At 67.2% G+C, this 15,014-nt stretch carries 11 protein-coding genes; 6 read left to right on the top strand and 5 right to left on the bottom strand.

Translation table 11 applies throughout. The annotated features are described in order from the left end of the window. The 3 genes from NK1_RS25935 to NK1_RS25945 all read left to right on the top strand — a co-directional run. A partial coding sequence (locus NK1_RS25935) for a DNA-directed RNA polymerase subunit beta (RefSeq protein ID WP_501193606.1) occupies nt 1-739 on the top strand: 739 nt, incomplete at its 5' end. 128 nt (nt 740-867) lie between these two features. Continuing rightward, nucleotides 868-4,821 (top strand): DNA-directed RNA polymerase subunit beta', encoded by a 3,954-nt coding sequence (locus tag NK1_RS25940; RefSeq protein ID WP_063012802.1) that lies wholly within the window; start codon nt 868-870, stop codon nt 4,819-4,821. Between the two features lie 156 nt (nt 4,822-4,977). Next, nucleotides 4,978-5,580 (top strand): Uma2 family endonuclease, encoded by a 603-nt coding sequence (locus NK1_RS25945; protein WP_063012804.1) that lies wholly within the window; start codon nt 4,978-4,980, stop codon nt 5,578-5,580. 57 nt (nt 5,581-5,637) lie between these two features. Here NK1_RS25945 and NK1_RS25950 read toward each other — a convergent pair whose 3' ends face one another. Continuing rightward, nucleotides 5,638-6,264, bottom strand: coding sequence for a TetR/AcrR family transcriptional regulator (locus NK1_RS25950; protein ID WP_063012806.1), 627 nt, complete (start codon nt 6,262-6,264; stop codon nt 5,638-5,640). A gap of 81 nt (nt 6,265-6,345) precedes the next feature. Here NK1_RS25950 and NK1_RS25955 point away from each other — a divergent pair, with 81 nt between their 5' ends. Beyond that, nucleotides 6,346-7,230 carry an SDR family oxidoreductase gene (locus NK1_RS25955; protein ID WP_063012808.1) on the top strand — a complete coding sequence of 295 codons (885 nt, stop codon included), beginning with the start codon at nt 6,346-6,348 and terminating at the stop codon, nt 7,228-7,230. 187 nt (nt 7,231-7,417) lie between these two features. Here NK1_RS25955 and NK1_RS25960 read toward each other — a convergent pair whose 3' ends face one another. The 4 genes from NK1_RS25960 to NK1_RS25975 all read right to left on the bottom strand — a co-directional run bounded on the left by NK1_RS25960 (nt 7,418) and on the right by NK1_RS25975 (nt 11,478). Then, on the bottom strand, nt 7,418-9,793 hold the full coding sequence (locus NK1_RS25960; RefSeq protein WP_157104444.1) for an ATP-binding cassette domain-containing protein: 2,376 nt from the start codon (nt 9,791-9,793) through the stop codon (nt 7,418-7,420). 62 nt (nt 9,794-9,855) lie between these two features. Further along, nucleotides 9,856-10,266 (bottom strand): VOC family protein, encoded by a 411-nt coding sequence (locus NK1_RS25965; protein WP_063012895.1) that lies wholly within the window; start codon nt 10,264-10,266, stop codon nt 9,856-9,858. 17 nt (nt 10,267-10,283) lie between these two features. Further along, nucleotides 10,284-10,721 (bottom strand): helix-turn-helix transcriptional regulator, encoded by a 438-nt coding sequence (locus tag NK1_RS25970; protein WP_063012812.1) that lies wholly within the window; start codon nt 10,719-10,721, stop codon nt 10,284-10,286. 79 nt (nt 10,722-10,800) lie between these two features. Beyond that, nucleotides 10,801-11,478 (bottom strand): hypothetical protein, encoded by a 678-nt coding sequence (locus NK1_RS25975; RefSeq protein ID WP_063012814.1) that lies wholly within the window; start codon nt 11,476-11,478, stop codon nt 10,801-10,803. 157 nt (nt 11,479-11,635) lie between these two features. Here NK1_RS25975 and NK1_RS35435 point away from each other — a divergent pair, with 157 nt between their 5' ends. Together NK1_RS35435 and NK1_RS25985 are read left to right on the top strand one after the other, a co-directional pair. Further along, nucleotides 11,636-13,792: a serine/threonine protein kinase gene (locus NK1_RS35435; protein WP_063012816.1), complete on the top strand. Its 2,157-nt coding sequence runs from the start codon at nt 11,636-11,638 to the stop codon at nt 13,790-13,792. A gap of 81 nt (nt 13,793-13,873) precedes the next feature. Then, nucleotides 13,874-15,004 carry an alkaline phosphatase family protein gene (locus NK1_RS25985; protein ID WP_063012818.1) on the top strand — a complete coding sequence of 377 codons (1,131 nt, stop codon included), beginning with the start codon at nt 13,874-13,876 and terminating at the stop codon, nt 15,002-15,004. The last annotated feature ends 10 nt before the right edge of the window (nt 15,005-15,014 follow it).

Genomic DNA, 15,014 nt, shown 5'->3' on the forward strand with positions numbered 1-15,014 from the left:
CGGGTGGATCGCCAAGGCCGGCTGGCAGGTCGACGGCGCCGAATCCGGCAACCTTCCGGACTGGGCCAAGAGCCTGCCCGAGGAGATGCTGGGCCAGGAAGCCGACACCAATATCGCCACCCCGGTGTTCGACGGTGCGCAGGAGGACGAGCTGACCGGTCTGCTGGGTTCCACCCTGCCGAACCGCGACGGCGAGACCATGGTCGACGCGAACGGTAAGTCGGTGTTGTTCGACGGCCGTTCCGGTGAGCCGTTCCCGTATCCGGTGGCGGTGGGTTACATGTACATCCTGAAGCTGCATCACTTGGTGGACGACAAGATCCACGCGCGGTCGACGGGTCCGTACTCGATGATCACGCAGCAGCCGCTCGGTGGTAAGGCGCAGTTCGGTGGTCAGCGTTTCGGTGAGATGGAGTGCTGGGCCATGCAGGCCTACGGCGCGGCCTACACGCTGCAGGAGCTGCTGACCATCAAGTCCGACGACGTGGTCGGTCGCGTGAAGGTCTACGAGGCGATCGTCAAGGGCGAGAACATCCCCGAACCGGGCATCCCGGAATCGTTCAAGGTTCTGCTCAAGGAACTGCAGTCGCTGTGCCTCAACGTCGAGGTGCTGTCCTCCGACGGCGCCGCGATCGAGATGCGCGACGGCGACGACGAGGATCTCGAGCGTGCCGCGGCGAACCTCGGCATCAACCTGTCCCGTAACGAGGCTGCGACGGTCGACGACCTCGCGCAGTAGCCGATCGGTCCCGGCGCCCGCATTGGGCGCCGGGGCATAGTTTCCCGCTCCGCGGAAGTGGTCCGCCACGGCGGACGAACTAGCGAACTTTGCTCGATACTGAACCCGAACAGGGGAAAGGAAGTTACGTGCTAGACGTCAACTTCTTCGATGAACTCCGGATCGGCCTGGCGACCGCCGAAGACATTCGCAACTGGTCCTACGGTGAGGTCAAGAAGCCGGAGACCATCAACTACCGCACGCTCAAGCCGGAGAAGGACGGCTTGTTCTGCGAGAAGATCTTCGGTCCCACCCGGGACTGGGAGTGCTACTGCGGCAAGTACAAGCGTGTCCGCTTCAAGGGCATCATCTGTGAGCGCTGTGGCGTCGAGGTGACCCGCGCCAAGGTGCGTCGTGAGCGGATGGGCCACATCGAACTGGCCGCGCCGGTTACCCACATCTGGTACTTCAAGGGTGTGCCGAGCCGTCTCGGCTACCTGCTGGACCTGGCGCCGAAGGATCTCGAGAAGATCATCTACTTCGCCGCCTACGTCATCACCACCGTCGACGAGGATCTGCGCCACAACGAGCTGTCCACGCTCGAGGCGGAGATGGAGGTCGAGAAGAAGACGATCGCCGACCAGCGCGACGCCGACCTGGAGGCTCGCGCCCAGAAGCTCGAGGCCGACCTGGCCGAGCTCGAGGCCGAGGGTGCCAAGTCCGACGTCCGCCGCAAGGTCAAGGACGGCGGCGAGCGCGAGATGCGTCAGCTGCGCGACCGTGCCCAGCGGGAGCTGGACCGGCTCGACGAGATCTGGACCACCTTCACCAAGCTGGCCCCCAAGCAGCTGATCGTGGACGAGGTCCTCTACCGCGAGCTGCAGGACCGCTACGGCGAGTACTTCACCGGTGCGATGGGTGCCGAAGCGATCCAGAAGCTGATGGAGACCTTCGACATCGAGGCCGAGGCCGAGAACCTGCGCGAAACCATTCGCACCGGTAAGGGTCAGAAGAAGCTGCGCGCGCTCAAGCGGCTGAAGGTCGTCGCGGCCTTCCAGACCAACGGCAACTCGCCGATGGGCATGGTGCTCGACGCCGTTCCGGTGATCCCGCCGGAGCTGCGCCCGATGGTTCAGCTCGACGGTGGCCGCTTCGCCACCTCCGACCTGAACGACCTGTACCGCCGCGTGATCAACCGCAACAACCGCCTCAAGCGACTGATCGACCTCGGCGCCCCCGAGATCATCGTCAACAACGAGAAGCGGATGCTGCAGGAGTCCGTGGACGCGCTGTTCGACAACGGCCGTCGCGGTCGCCCGGTGACCGGCCCCGGTAACCGCCCGCTGAAGTCCCTGAGCGATCTGCTCAAGGGTAAGCAGGGTCGTTTCCGTCAGAACCTGCTCGGTAAGCGCGTCGACTACTCGGGCCGTTCGGTCATCGTCGTCGGCCCGCAGCTGAAGCTGCATCAGTGTGGTCTGCCCAAGCTGATGGCGCTGGAGCTGTTCAAGCCGTTCGTGATGAAGCGTCTGGTCGACCTGAACCACGCGCAGAACATCAAGTCCGCCAAGCGGATGGTCGAGCGGCAGCGCGCCCAGGTGTGGGATGTCCTCGAAGAGGTCATCGCCGAGCACCCGGTCATGCTGAACCGTGCGCCCACGCTGCACCGCCTCGGTATCCAGGCCTTCGAGCCGCTGCTGGTCGAAGGTAAGGCCATCCAGCTGCACCCGCTGGTCTGTGAGGCCTTCAACGCCGACTTCGACGGTGACCAGATGGCCGTGCACCTGCCGCTGTCCGCGGAGGCGCAGGCCGAGGCCCGCATCCTGATGCTGTCGTCGAACAACATCCTGTCCCCGGCGTCCGGCCGCCCGCTGGCCATGCCGCGTCTGGACATGGTGACCGGTCTGTACTACCTGACCCGCCTGGAAGAGGGCGCCAAGGGTGAGTACCGGCCTGCCACCGCGGATGCTCCCGAGCAGGGCGTCTACGCGTCCCCGGCCGAGGCCCAGATGGCCGTCGACCGCGGCGAGCTGACGGTTCGCTCGCTGATCAAGGTGCGCCTGACCGAGCAGCGCCCGCCGAAGGATGTCGAGGCGGAGCTGTTCCCCGAGGGCTGGCAGCGCGGCGACGCGTGGCTGTGTGAAACCACCCTGGGCCGGGTCATCTTCAACGAGTTGCTGCCCGCGGACTACGCGTTCATCAACGAGCAGATGCCGAAGAAGCGGCAGGCGACGATCATCAACGATCTCGCCGAGCGCTACCCGATGATCGTGGTCGCGCAGACCGTCGACAAGCTCAAGGACGCCGGCTTCTACTGGGCCACGCGTTCGGGTGTCACCGTCTCCATGTCGGACGTTCTCGTTCCGCCGGAGAAGGCCGAGATCATGGAGCGCTACGAGGCGCAGTCCGACCAGATCGAGAAGAAGTACCAGCGTGGTGCTCTCGACCACCAGGAGCGCAACAACGCCCTGGTCAAGATCTGGCAGGAAGCGACCGAAGAGGTCGGTAAGGCGCTGCGTGCGCACTACCCGGCCGACAACCCGATCATCACGATCGTCGATTCGGGCGCCACGGGTAACTTCACCCAGACTCGTACCCTCGCGGGCATGAAGGGTCTGGTGACCAACCCGAAGGGTGAGTTCATTCCGCGACCGATCAAGTCCTCGTTCCGTGAGGGCCTGACCGTTCTGGAGTACTTCATCAACACCCACGGCGCGCGAAAGGGTCTGGCCGACACCGCGCTTCGTACCGCCGACTCGGGTTACCTGACCCGTCGTCTGGTGGACGTGTCGCAGGACGTCATCGTGCGCGAGACCGACTGTGGCACCGAGCGCGGCATCCTCGTCGCGATCGCCGAGAAGCAGCCCGACGGTCTGCTCATCCGCGATCCGCACGTGGAGACCAGCACCTATGCCCGGACGCTGGCCGCCGACGCGGTCGACGCCGACGGCAACGTCATCGTGGAGAAGGGGCACGACCTCGGCGACCCGGCCATCGAGGCGCTGCTCGAGGCGGGCATCACCGACGTCAAGGTCCGCTCGGTGCTCACCTGCACCACCGGCACCGGCGTGTGTGCGACCTGCTACGGCCGCTCGATGGCGACCGGCAAGCTGGTCGACATCGGTGAGGCCGTCGGTATCGTCGCCGCCCAGTCCATCGGTGAGCCCGGTACCCAGCTGACCATGCGTACCTTCCACCAGGGTGGTGTCGCGGGTGACGACATCACCGGCGGTCTGCCCCGCGTGCAGGAGCTGTTCGAGGCTCGGGTGCCCAAGGGCAAGGCGCCGATCGCGGAGGTCTCGGGCCGGATCCGGCTCGAGGACGACGACCGCTTCTACAAGATCACCATCATTCCGGACGACGGTTCGGACGAGGTGGTCTACGACAAGCTGTCGAAGCGTCAGCGGCTGCGGGTGTTCAAGCACGACGACGGTTCCGAGCGTCTGCTCGCCGACGGCGACCACGTCGAGGTCGGCCAGCAGTTGCTGGAGGGCTCGGCCGATCCGCACGAGGTGCTGCGCGTGATGGGTCCGCGTCAGGTGCAGATTCACCTGGTGCACGAGGTCCAGGAGGTGTACCGGTCGCAGGGTGTGTCCATCCACGACAAGCACATCGAGGTGATCGTTCGCCAGATGCTGCGCCGCGTCACCATCATCGACTCGGGTGCGACGGAGTTCCTGCCCGGTTCGCTGGTGGAGCGTTCGGAGTTCGAGGGATCCAACCGCCGCGTCGTCGCCGAGGGTGGCGAGCCCGCGTCGGGTCGCCCGGTGCTGATGGGTATCACCAAGGCGTCGCTGGCCACCGATTCGTGGCTGTCGGCGGCCTCCTTCCAGGAGACGACTCGTGTCTTGACGGACGCGGCGATCAACTGCCGCTCCGACAAGCTGATCGGCCTGAAGGAGAACGTGATCATCGGTAAGTTGATCCCGGCCGGTACCGGTATCAACCGCTACCGCAACATCCAGGTGCAGCCGACCGAAGAGGCCCGTGCCGCGGCGTACGCGGTGCCGTCCTACGACGACACCTACTACAGCCCGGAGGGCTTCGGCACCACGACCGGTGCCGCGGTCCCGCTGGACGACTACGGTTTCAGCGACTACCGGTAATCCGGTAGGAGACAACCACATTCGGCCCCCGTTCCGCTCGGAACGGGGGCCGAATCGTATTCAGGTTCACTGGGTGCGATCGCCCTTCGGGCGACCGGGTCGACTGAGCGAGGAATCGGACCTGATCACGATCGATCGAGCGGGTAGCCTTCAGGTATGACCGTCGCCCACCATCACCACGACGAACCGATCCGCGGTCGGATGGTGCTGTTGCCGACGCCGCCGCCCGGTGGGTTCACCGCCGAAGATCTACCTCGCTTGATGGAAGTAGTAGATGGCAACTTCGAGCTGCTGGACGGTGAAGTCGTAATGATGGCCCCTGCTGATCCCTGGCACGACGAGGTCCGGGATACGCTGAAGGCCGCGTTACGACCGATCCTGCCGGAGAATATGGTCGTCATCTCCGAGAAGGGCATCGACCTGGGCCATTCCGTGCCGGAGCCGGACGTGCTGGTCGTGTCGCGGGGTGCGTTCGGTCCGCATACGTCGGTCTACCAGTCGGTGGATGTGCATCTCGCCGTCGAAATCGTTTCGCCCAGCACGAAGACCAAGGATCGCAAACTCCGTCCTGCACAGTATGCCGAGGCAGGCATCACGTGCTTCTGGCGCGTCGAGAACGAGGATGACGCGATGGTCGTCTACACGTTCGAGTTGCTGCCGGAGGGCGGTTGCTATGCCCCGAGCGGTGTCTTCCGCAAGCAGTTGCGCATCGAGCGGCCTTTTCCGATCGACGTCGAGCTTCCCGAAATCACCTGGTAGGGCGTACGGCAAGCGCGAGCGGCGGCAATAGCGGGAGCTCCTGGGAGTGAACGTCCGTCAGTGGCCCGATTTTTCGAAGGTGCGGCGGGCGGCGATGAACAGGGTGGTGCAGACGTCGGTGAGCGCGGCGGGGGATTGCGGGCTGCCGCCCATCAGCCAGTCGACCAGGAGATGGTTGACGCCGCCGACGAGGGCGACCGCGGCCGAATGTTGTTGGAGCGACAGCGGTTCGGCGCGGGTGGCGGCCCAGGCGGCGGTGACGATCTCGGCGAATTCGCGCAGTACCTCGTGGCGGCGTTCCTCCATGGCGGGGGATACGCCGACGGCCTCGATCAGCGCCACCCTGGCAAGTCGCCGATCCTCGGTCAGATAGCCGATGAACGTCTGCAATCCGGCGCGGGTCTGGGCGTCGATGTCGTCGCCCGCGGAGGTCATCGCGGCCACGGTCGCGGCGCGCACCCGGGTCACGACTTCCGAATACAGAGCGGCCAGGCAGCTTTCGCGGTCGGTGAAGGATTCGTAGAAATATCGCTCGGTGAGCCGTGCGGCGCGGCAGATCTGTTTGACCGAACTGCCCGCATAACCGCTGGTGCCGAAAACCTCCAGTGCGGCGTCCAGGATCGCCGCGCGCCGCTGTTCCCGGCGCTCGTCCGGCATCAGTCCCTGATACTTCCGTCCTGGCATGCCCCTGTCCTCACGTCCCGGCCTATGGCACACTAGAGCATCGTTGCTGACACGCAGGCATGTCAGAATGGAGAACCATCCATGACCTCACCTATCGCCGGTCGTGTCGTCGCGGTGACCGGCGGGGCGCGCGGCATAGGCCGGGATATCGCACGTGTGCTCGCCGAGGCCGGTGCCCGGGTCGCCGTCGGCGACCGCGACGAACCGGCGGCCATCGCCACCGCGGCCGAATTGTCCGCCACTGAGGCCGAATCGTCCGGTACCGCGGCCGAATCGTCCGGTACCGTGCGCGGATTCGCCCTCGACGTGACCGATACGGAGTCCTTCCGCACCTTCCTCGCTGCCGTGGAAACGCTGTGGGGTCCGATCGATGTGCTGGTCAACAATGCCGGCGTGATGTGGGTGGGCCCGTTCGACGACGAGCCCGAGGCCGCGACCGCACGCATGCTGGAGGTCAATCTGCACGGCGTGATTCGCGGTGTGCGGCTGGTCGCACCGGACATGCGGGCGCGCGGGCAGGGCCATATCGTCACCATCGCCTCGGCCGCCGCGCGGTTGTCCCCGCCCGGCGAGTCGACCTACGCCGCGACCAAACACGGGGTGCTCGGCTACCTGACGGGCGTGCGCGAGGAACTGCGCGGCAGCGGCGTGCGGATCTCGGTGATCATGCCGGGGGTGGTCGCGACCGACCTGGCCGCGGGCACCGACACCGGCGCCGCGAAACTGCTGGAGCCCGCCGATGTGGCGCGAGCGGTGCTGCGGACGATCGAACATCCTCGGTTCGAGGTCACCGTGCCGCGGTATATCGGTCCGCTCGTCCGGCTCGCCGAACTGCTTCCCCAACGCCTGCGCGACCTGACCTTCCGCCGCATGGTTCCGGATCAGGTCGCCGCGACCCGCGGTTCCACGGCCCGCGCCGCCTACGAACGTGGCATGGCCGATCCGGCCGGCGGGGACCGCTCGTGACCACGACCCGAGGTCGGCGGGCGATCATCGCGGCCGGCCGTCGCTGCATGCCGCGCTGAACGCGGCGTAGCGACCACAGACCGCGTCGGCGCAGCATTGAGCCGCCCGCGCCGACGCGTCCGGCCTGCCGGTTCCGGTCGACCGGAACCGGCAGGCGCTCGGGGGGAGCGATCGGCGTTGTCCCGGACTATCCGCCGACGTAGGCGGCGAGGTGTTCGCCGGTGAGGGTCGAGGAATCGGCGACCAGATCGGCCGGGGTTCCCTCGAAGACGACGCGCCCGCCGTCGTGGCCGGCGCCGGGACCGAGGTCGATGATCCAGTCGGCATGTGCCATCACGGCCTGGTGGTGTTCGATGACGATCACCGATTTGCCCGAGTCCACGAGGCGGTCGAGCAGGCCGAGCAGATTCTCCACGTCGGCGAGGTGCAGGCCCGTCGTCGGCTCGTCGAGAACGTAGACCCCGCCCTTCTCGCCCATGTGGGTGGCGAGTTTGATGCGCTGGCGTTCACCGCCCGAGAGCGTGGTGAGGGGCTGGCCCAGTTTCAGATATCCGAGTCCGACATCACGGAGGCGCTGCAGAATCTTGTGCGCCGCCGGGATTTTCGCCTCACCCGCGCCGAAGAACTCCTCGGCCTCGGCGACCGACATCTCGAGCACCTCGCTGATGTTGCGCCCGCCGAGGTGGTAGTCCAGGACGGCCGCCTGGAAGCGTTTCCCGTCGCATTCCTCGCAGGTGGTCGCGACGCCGGCCATCATCGCCAGATCGGTGTAGATCACGCCGGCGCCGTTGCAGGTGGGGCACGCGCCTTCGGAGTTCGCGCTGAACAGTGCCGGCTTGACGCCGTTGGCCTTGGCGAAAGCCTTGCGGATCGGCTCGAGCAGTCCGGTGTAGGTGGCCGGATTGCTGCGCCGCGAACCGCGAATCGCGCCCTGGTCGACCACCACGACATCCTCGCGGTCGGCGACCGAGCCGTGGATGAGTGAACTCTTACCGGATCCGGCCACGCCCGTGACCACACACAGCACCCCGAGCGGGATGTCGACGTCCACGTTCTGCAGGTTGTGGGTGGAGGCGCCGCGAATCTCCAACGCGCCGGACGACTTCCGCGGTGCGTCCTTCAGTTTGGCCCGGTCGTCGAGGTGGCGGCCGGTGATCGTGTCGCTGGCGCGCAGGCCCTCGAGATCACCCTCGAAACAGACTGTGCCGCCCTGACTTCCGGCCCCCGGACCCAGATCGACGATATGGTCGGCGATCGCGATCGCTTCCGGTTTGTGCTCCACCACCAGCACCGTGTTGCCCTTGTCGCGCAACTGCAGCAGCAGGTTGTTCATCCGCTCGATGTCGTGGGGGTGCAGGCCGATGGTGGGCTCGTCGAAGACGTAGGTGACATCGGTCAGGGACGATCCGAGGTGGCGAATCATCTTGGTGCGCTGCGCTTCACCGCCGGAGAGCGTGCCTGCCGGCCGATCCAGCGACAGGTAGCCGAGGCCGATCTCGGTGAACGAGTCGAGCAGGTGCTGCAGGCCCTTCAGCAGCGGCGCGACCGAGGGCTCGTCGAGCTCGCGCACCCATGCGGCGAGATCACTGATCTGCATCCGGCAGACGTCGGCGATGCTCTTGTCACCGATCTTCGAGGAGCGGGCCTCGACGCTGAGCCGGGTGCCCTCACATTCCGGGCAGACAGTGAAGGTCACCGCACGCTCGACGAACGCACGGATATGCGGCTGCAGCGAGTCGACATCCTTGGACAGCATCGACTTCTGGATCTTGGGGACCAGGCCCTCGTAGGTGAGGTTGATGCCCTCGACCTTGATCTTGGTCGGCTCCTTGTAGAGCAGATCGTGCAGCTCGCGCTTGTTGTATTTGCGGATCGGCTTGTCCGGGTCGAACAGTCCGCAACCGCGGTAGATGCGGCCGAACCAGCCGTCCATGCTGTAGCCGGGGATGGTGAGCGCACCCTCGTTGAGCGACAGGCTCTCGTCGTAGAGCGCGGTCAGGTCGAAGTCGGTGACCGAGCCCATGCCCTCGCAGCGCGGGCACATACCGCCGAGACGGTGGAAGGTCGCCTTCTCGGCCTTGGTCTTACCGCCACGCTCGACGGTGATCGCACCGCTGGCGGTCACCGAGGGCACGTTGAACGAATACGCGTTCGGCGAGCCGATCTGTGGCTGGGCGAGGCGGCTGAACAGGATGCGCAACATCGCGTTGGCATCGGTGGCGGTGCCGACCGTGGAGCGGGGGTTGGCGCCCATCCGCTCCTGGTCGACCGAGATCGCGGTGGTGAGGCCGTCCAGGAAATCGACCTCCGGCCGCGACAGCGTCGGCATGAAGCCTTGGACGAAGGCGCTGTAGGTCTCGTTGATCATCCGCTGCGATTCCGCGGCGATGGTGCCGAAGACCAGCGAACTCTTCCCCGATCCCGAGACGCCGGTGAAGACGGTCAGGCGCCGCTTGGGGATTTCGACGCTGATGTCCTTCAGGTTGTTGACCCGCGCGCCGTGCACGCGGATCAGGTCGTGGGTGTCGGCAACGTGGCGGCCCGGCGTCGAGGCCTTGCTCATGATTTCTCCAAATTCGGGTGGGCGGCCCGGTCCGCCGACCGGCTCGGTTGTGGGGGGTCGGCTCAGGAGGCCTGTTGGATCCGCAGCAGATTGCCCGAGGGGTCGCGGAACGCGCAGTCGCGCAGTCCGTAGGGTTGATCGGTCGGTTCCTGCACGACCTCGGCCCCCTTCGCCTGCAGCCGCTCGAACACCTCGTCGACGTTCTCGGCGGCCAGATTGAGGCTGGCGAAAGTGCCCTTGGCCATCATCTCGGAGATGGTGCGCTGCTCTTCCTCGGTCACGCCCGGGGTGGCGTTCGGCGGGTAGAGCACGATCGAGATGTCGGGCTGTCCGGCGGGGCCCACCGTGATCCAGTGCATGCCCTTGAAGCCGACGTCGTTGCGCACCTCGAAGCCGAGGGTGTCGCGGTAGAAGGTCAGCGCCGCCTCCGGATCGTCCTGCGGGAGGAAGGTGTCGTGAATGGTGATGTTCATGTCGCTCACGCTAATTCCTACTCCGTAACCTGCGCTTCTCGATTCCTGATCGGTCTGGTCACCTGTTTCGCGACACACGACGGCATGCCCAGGGTGGCGTCGGCGGCCTCCCGCCGGTAGACGCTCGGCGGTACTCCGACCAGTTCGGTGAAGCGGGTGCTGAAGGTGCCCAGTGATTGGCAGCCGACCTCGAAGCACACCTCCGTGACGCTGAGATCGCCGCGCCGCAGCAGCGCCATCGCGCGTTCGATGCGCCGGGTCATGAGGTATCCGTACGGTGACTCCCCGTAGGCGAGGCGGAACTGCCGGCTCAGATGCCCCGCGGACATGTGCGCATCGCGGGCGAGGGCCTCCACGTCCAGGGGTTTCGCGTATTCCCGGTCGATGCGGTCGCGGACCTTGCGCAACCGCGCGAGATCGCGCAGGCGCGGGTCGGGGGCAGATGTGCTGCTCACAACGCGATGGTGCCACGTCGCACCGACATTGCCCAGCAACCCTCACCACGAGCGGGACGAGAGGATGCGGGAGGCGAGGTCAGCGCTCTCGGACCGGTGGGCATGTCTTCCCCGCGAGATGGCATTTGTCCTCGAATCCGGCGGGCAGCCAATTTCCGGACAGCAGCAGCGGATGATTCGGGAAGTGCAGATGGGCGGCGACGACGAATATCAGTACGGCCCAGGGTGTTCGGACCTGCCACTGGTGGAAGGTGTTGTTGCGGTCGACGTAGCGCGCGACCACATGGTCGGCGGCGGTCAGGTCGATCGTCTCGAGCGAGGCCCAGCGGATCCGGAAGGAGTAGTCGGGGTTGGTGAGGTGGATGCGGCGGTCGGAGATCATCACCGAACCGGGACGTTCGGCGATCCAGCGCGGCTGGGACGCGGCCTCCGCACGCTGGCGCCGGGCCTGGTTCACCAGCGCATTTCCCAGTTGCGCGGCCGCGACGAAGGAGGCGCTGCCCGCGACGTAGATGTTGTTGCGGGTCCAGCCGCCGTTGCCGGGCGAGCGCCAGAACGACCAGGTCGCCGGGCCCTCGGCGATACACACCTCGCCCGGATCGATCCGGATCCGGGTCGACTTGACGGGCATGTGCGCCAGCTCCTCGCGGCGCAGCAGATCGAGCACCCCGCACGTGTACAGCAGGTGGTCGTCGAACCACGTCCATCCGGCCCGGTCGGCGAGGGCCCGGTCGATATCGGCCAACGGGTCGAACACTGCGATCTCACCACCTTCGTCGACATCTGCGGCGCTGGATATCCACGGTATCGGAGGAGGCCGCGCCCGGCGAGGGCCGCCGAATCCGCCCGGTGAGGACGCCGGATTCGTCCGGTAAGCTGCTGACGCCTCGGTGGGCTCGACCAGAAGGGGGACCGTGGCCGCACTCGCGATCGGCGAGACGTTCGCCGATTACCTCATCGAGGGCGTGCTCGGCCGTGGCGGAATGGGAACGGTCTATCTCGCCCGCCATCCCCGACTGCCCCGCCGGGTGGCATTGAAACTGCTCGACCGGGAGGTCTCCGCCGATCACGAGCGGCGCCGCCGGTTCGACCAGGAAGCCGATATCGTTGCCCGCCTGGAACATCCGGGCATCGTGCGGGTCTACGACCGCGGCACCGACGACGGGCACCTGTGGATATCCATGCAATACGTGCATGGCACCGATGCGGCCCGGCTGGACCGGCGCGCCCTCACCACCGAACGGGTGCTGCGCATCGTCACCGAAACCGCTGCGGCACTGGACTACGCGCACAGCAAGGCGGTGTTGCACCGCGACATCAAACCGGCGAACCTGCTCCTCGAAGCACCCGAGGCCGGTCGCGCCGAGCGGACCGTCCTCACCGATTTCGGCATCGCCCGATTACAGGACGCCGACACCGAACTCACGGTGACCGGCACCCTCACCGCCACGCTCGCCTACGCCTCTCCCGAGCAGCTCTCCGGCGAACCGCTCGACCACCGCTGCGACCAGTACTCCCTGGCCTGCACCCTGTTCACGCTGTTGTGCGGCCGGCCGCCCTATGCCGGAACCAATCCGGGCCAGGTCGTCGCCGGGCACGTCACCAAACCGATTCCCCGGCCGACCGCGCTGCGAGCGGATCTGCCGCCCGCCCTCGATCCCGTGCTGGTGCGCGCGATGGCGAAGCAGCCGCACGAGCGGTACGGCAGCTGTGCGGAATTCGTGGCAGACGTGCGGGAAGCACTGTCCGGCAAGGGGTTCGGCGCGGTAGGTCACCGCTACCGTGCTTCCGCTCCGGAACACGCGGCCGGCGCGGATCCCGCTGTCCCTGTGCCGCAATCGGGTTCGGTTCCGGTCCGTCCGATTGTCACGCCGCCGATATTCCCGGACCGCTCGACCCCGTCGTGGGAGTCCGCCTCGCAGCCGCAGGAACGCTCGGCGGCGCGGTTCGCGCAGGGATACCCGACATCGGCGACCGCGCCGACGCAGTCCCGGGCACAGTCGGCATTCGATGCGCCGGGTCCGGGGCAGAGGCCGCTGCCTCCGCATTCCGACGGCGGCGGTTCCGGGCAGTCACCGGCAATGCCCGCCCGGGCCGCGCGGCGGAAAGTGTGGATCCGGCGGGGTGCGGCTGCGGCGGGTGTCGTCATCGTGCTGGCCGGCGCCGGAGTGGCGGTCGACAGATTGCCGGGCGGGCATTCCACGGCCGACGGCGGCTGGGGACCGAAGTACCAGCCCATCGCGGACAATTTCGCGCAGGTGGTATCCGCGCGCCCCGGTGGGACCGGATGGCTGGGAACGCGGTGCGCGGTGGATCCGACGACGGGCGATCGGGCGGCGATTGCCTGTGAGAATCCGGACCGCGGTCTGCGAGTGGAACTCGTTGTTCTCGAAAAGGCCGACGCCGCAGTGGAATTCGCCGCCGACGCGAGTAAGCACAGTGGCGATCTGCTGGCGAGGCATCCGGGCTTCACCGATCCGCTGGATGTCGTATTACCCACGCCGGATGCGACCGGGCCGCAGGACCTCTACACGCTGTTCCCGCAGGATGCGCGGCGGTCCCGATTCGTCGTCGGCCTGCGCTGGACCAAGCATGCGGCGCTGGAGGTCTACGATCGCTGGTGGCGGCAGCTGCCGATGGGTATCGCCCCGCCGGATGCGCCACCCGCGACGGATGCGAAAGCAGAAGCGCCGGACAGTGTTCCGTGGTGCTACGCGGCCAGGACCGCGACCGACGTCAACGACGATACGCCCGGCGGCGCCGGATCCGGTCCGGATGCCGTGCTGGGCTACGAATACGCGCAGTACGCCACCCGAAGCGGTTCGGCGGCACGGCAATACGTCGTCCCCGAAGCGACGGCGGTGCCCGCTGCCGAAACCCTGCAGGCCCGGATCGCCCAGGTGCCGGTCGGCACCCAGCATTGCGTGCACGTGACCGGTGGCGATGTCCCGGACCGCTTTCAGGTGCAGGTCTTCGAACGCCGACCCGACCGCGGGTTCCTCTACCACGCCTACACCGCCATCACGACCGACCGAGACGGTCGTGTGCTGATCCGGGAGATCCGCACCTGAGCACCGGCCCGCCCGGCCGCATGCGGAGTTCGCACGTAATCCGGTCGTGCCCGACGCTGCGATCCGGCAGCATGGGCGGCGATGCCGTACACACTCGCCGATGTCCTGCCGTCCGTAGCCGCATCGCTGGGGATGGATGTGGACAACTCGCTGGGCCTGGCCCCCGCCCGTGATGTCGTGGTGCTGCTGATCGACGGGCTGGGCGCCGAACTGCTCGCCCGGCACCGAGATATCGCACCGACCCTGGCCGCGCACGTCACCACCACGCTCGACGCCGGTTTCCCGGCCACCACCGCGGTCGGCATCACCAGCCTGGCCCTCGGTGCGCCCTGCGCGACCCACGGAATCATCGGCTACAGCTTCGCCGTACCGCACGCCGGGACGTCGCGAGTGTTCAACGCGCTGCGCTGGCGGCTCGACTCCGCGACCGGCCCCGACGCCCTCGCCGAGTTACCACCGGAAGACGTGCAGCGCAGAGCGAGCCGGATCCAGGACCTCGCCGCCCACGGTGTCGACGTGCACTACGTGATCCCCGAGTATCAGCGCGATTCGGGACTGACCCGTGCGGCCTTCCGCGCCGCGGGCACGGTGCATCCGGCCGCCGACCTCGATCAGGTGCGGGCCGGAATCCGCGCCGTCGCACGCCATTCCGGCACCGGCCGGCGCTTCGCGTACGCCTACTTCGCCGACCTGGATGTCGCCGGCCACCTGCACGGTCCGGAATCACCGGAATGGCTGCGGGTACTGGCCGATGTCGACAGCGCGGTGGCGGATCTGCTGACCGACCTCCCGGCCGAATGCACCCTCCTGATCACCGGCGATCACGGGATGATCCACGCCGATACCGTCGTCGACCTCGACGCCCGCCCACATCTGCATCGCGGCGTGCGGACGGTCGCCGGCGAGGCTCGGGTGCGCCACATCTATCTCGAGAATGCGTCGGCGCGGTCCGATGTGCTCGCCGCCTGGACGGAGGAATTGTCCACGGTCGCAACGGTTGTCACTCGCGAACAGGCCGTGGAGGAGCACTGGTTCGGCCCGACGTCACCCGACCCGGTCGTCACCGCGCGGATCGGAGACGTCATCGCGGTGGCGGAGCATCGCGCCGTGCTGGTCTGCCCGGCCCGCGAACCGCTGGAATCGGCGATGCTCGGCCACCACGGTGCGCGGACCGCCGACGAACACCTCGTTCCGCTCATTGCGTCGCGATGACTCGTCTCCA

It is taken from the genome of Nocardia kruczakiae NBRC 101016, assembly GCF_001612965.1.
In the GTDB taxonomy this organism is placed as follows: Bacteria; Actinomycetota; Actinomycetes; order Mycobacteriales; family Mycobacteriaceae; genus Nocardia; species Nocardia kruczakiae.

Bases quoted from the DNA above. Each gene is read 5' to 3' on its own strand.
- NK1_RS25945 (WP_063012804.1), top strand. From the start codon at position 4,978: ATGACCGTCGCCCACCATCACCACGACGAACCGATCCGCGGTCGGATG.
- NK1_RS25950 (WP_063012806.1), bottom strand. From the start codon at position 6,264: ATGCCAGGACGGAAGTATCAGGGACTGATGCCGGACGAGCGCCGGGAA.
- NK1_RS25955 (WP_063012808.1), top strand. From the start codon at position 6,346: ATGACCTCACCTATCGCCGGTCGTGTCGTCGCGGTGACCGGCGGGGCG.
- NK1_RS25960 (WP_157104444.1), bottom strand. From the start codon at position 9,793: ATGAGCAAGGCCTCGACGCCGGGCCGCCACGTTGCCGACACCCACGAC.
- NK1_RS25965 (WP_063012895.1), bottom strand. From the start codon at position 10,266: ATGAACATCACCATTCACGACACCTTCCTCCCGCAGGACGATCCGGAG.
- NK1_RS25985 (WP_063012818.1), top strand. From the start codon at position 13,874: ATGCCGTACACACTCGCCGATGTCCTGCCGTCCGTAGCCGCATCGCTG.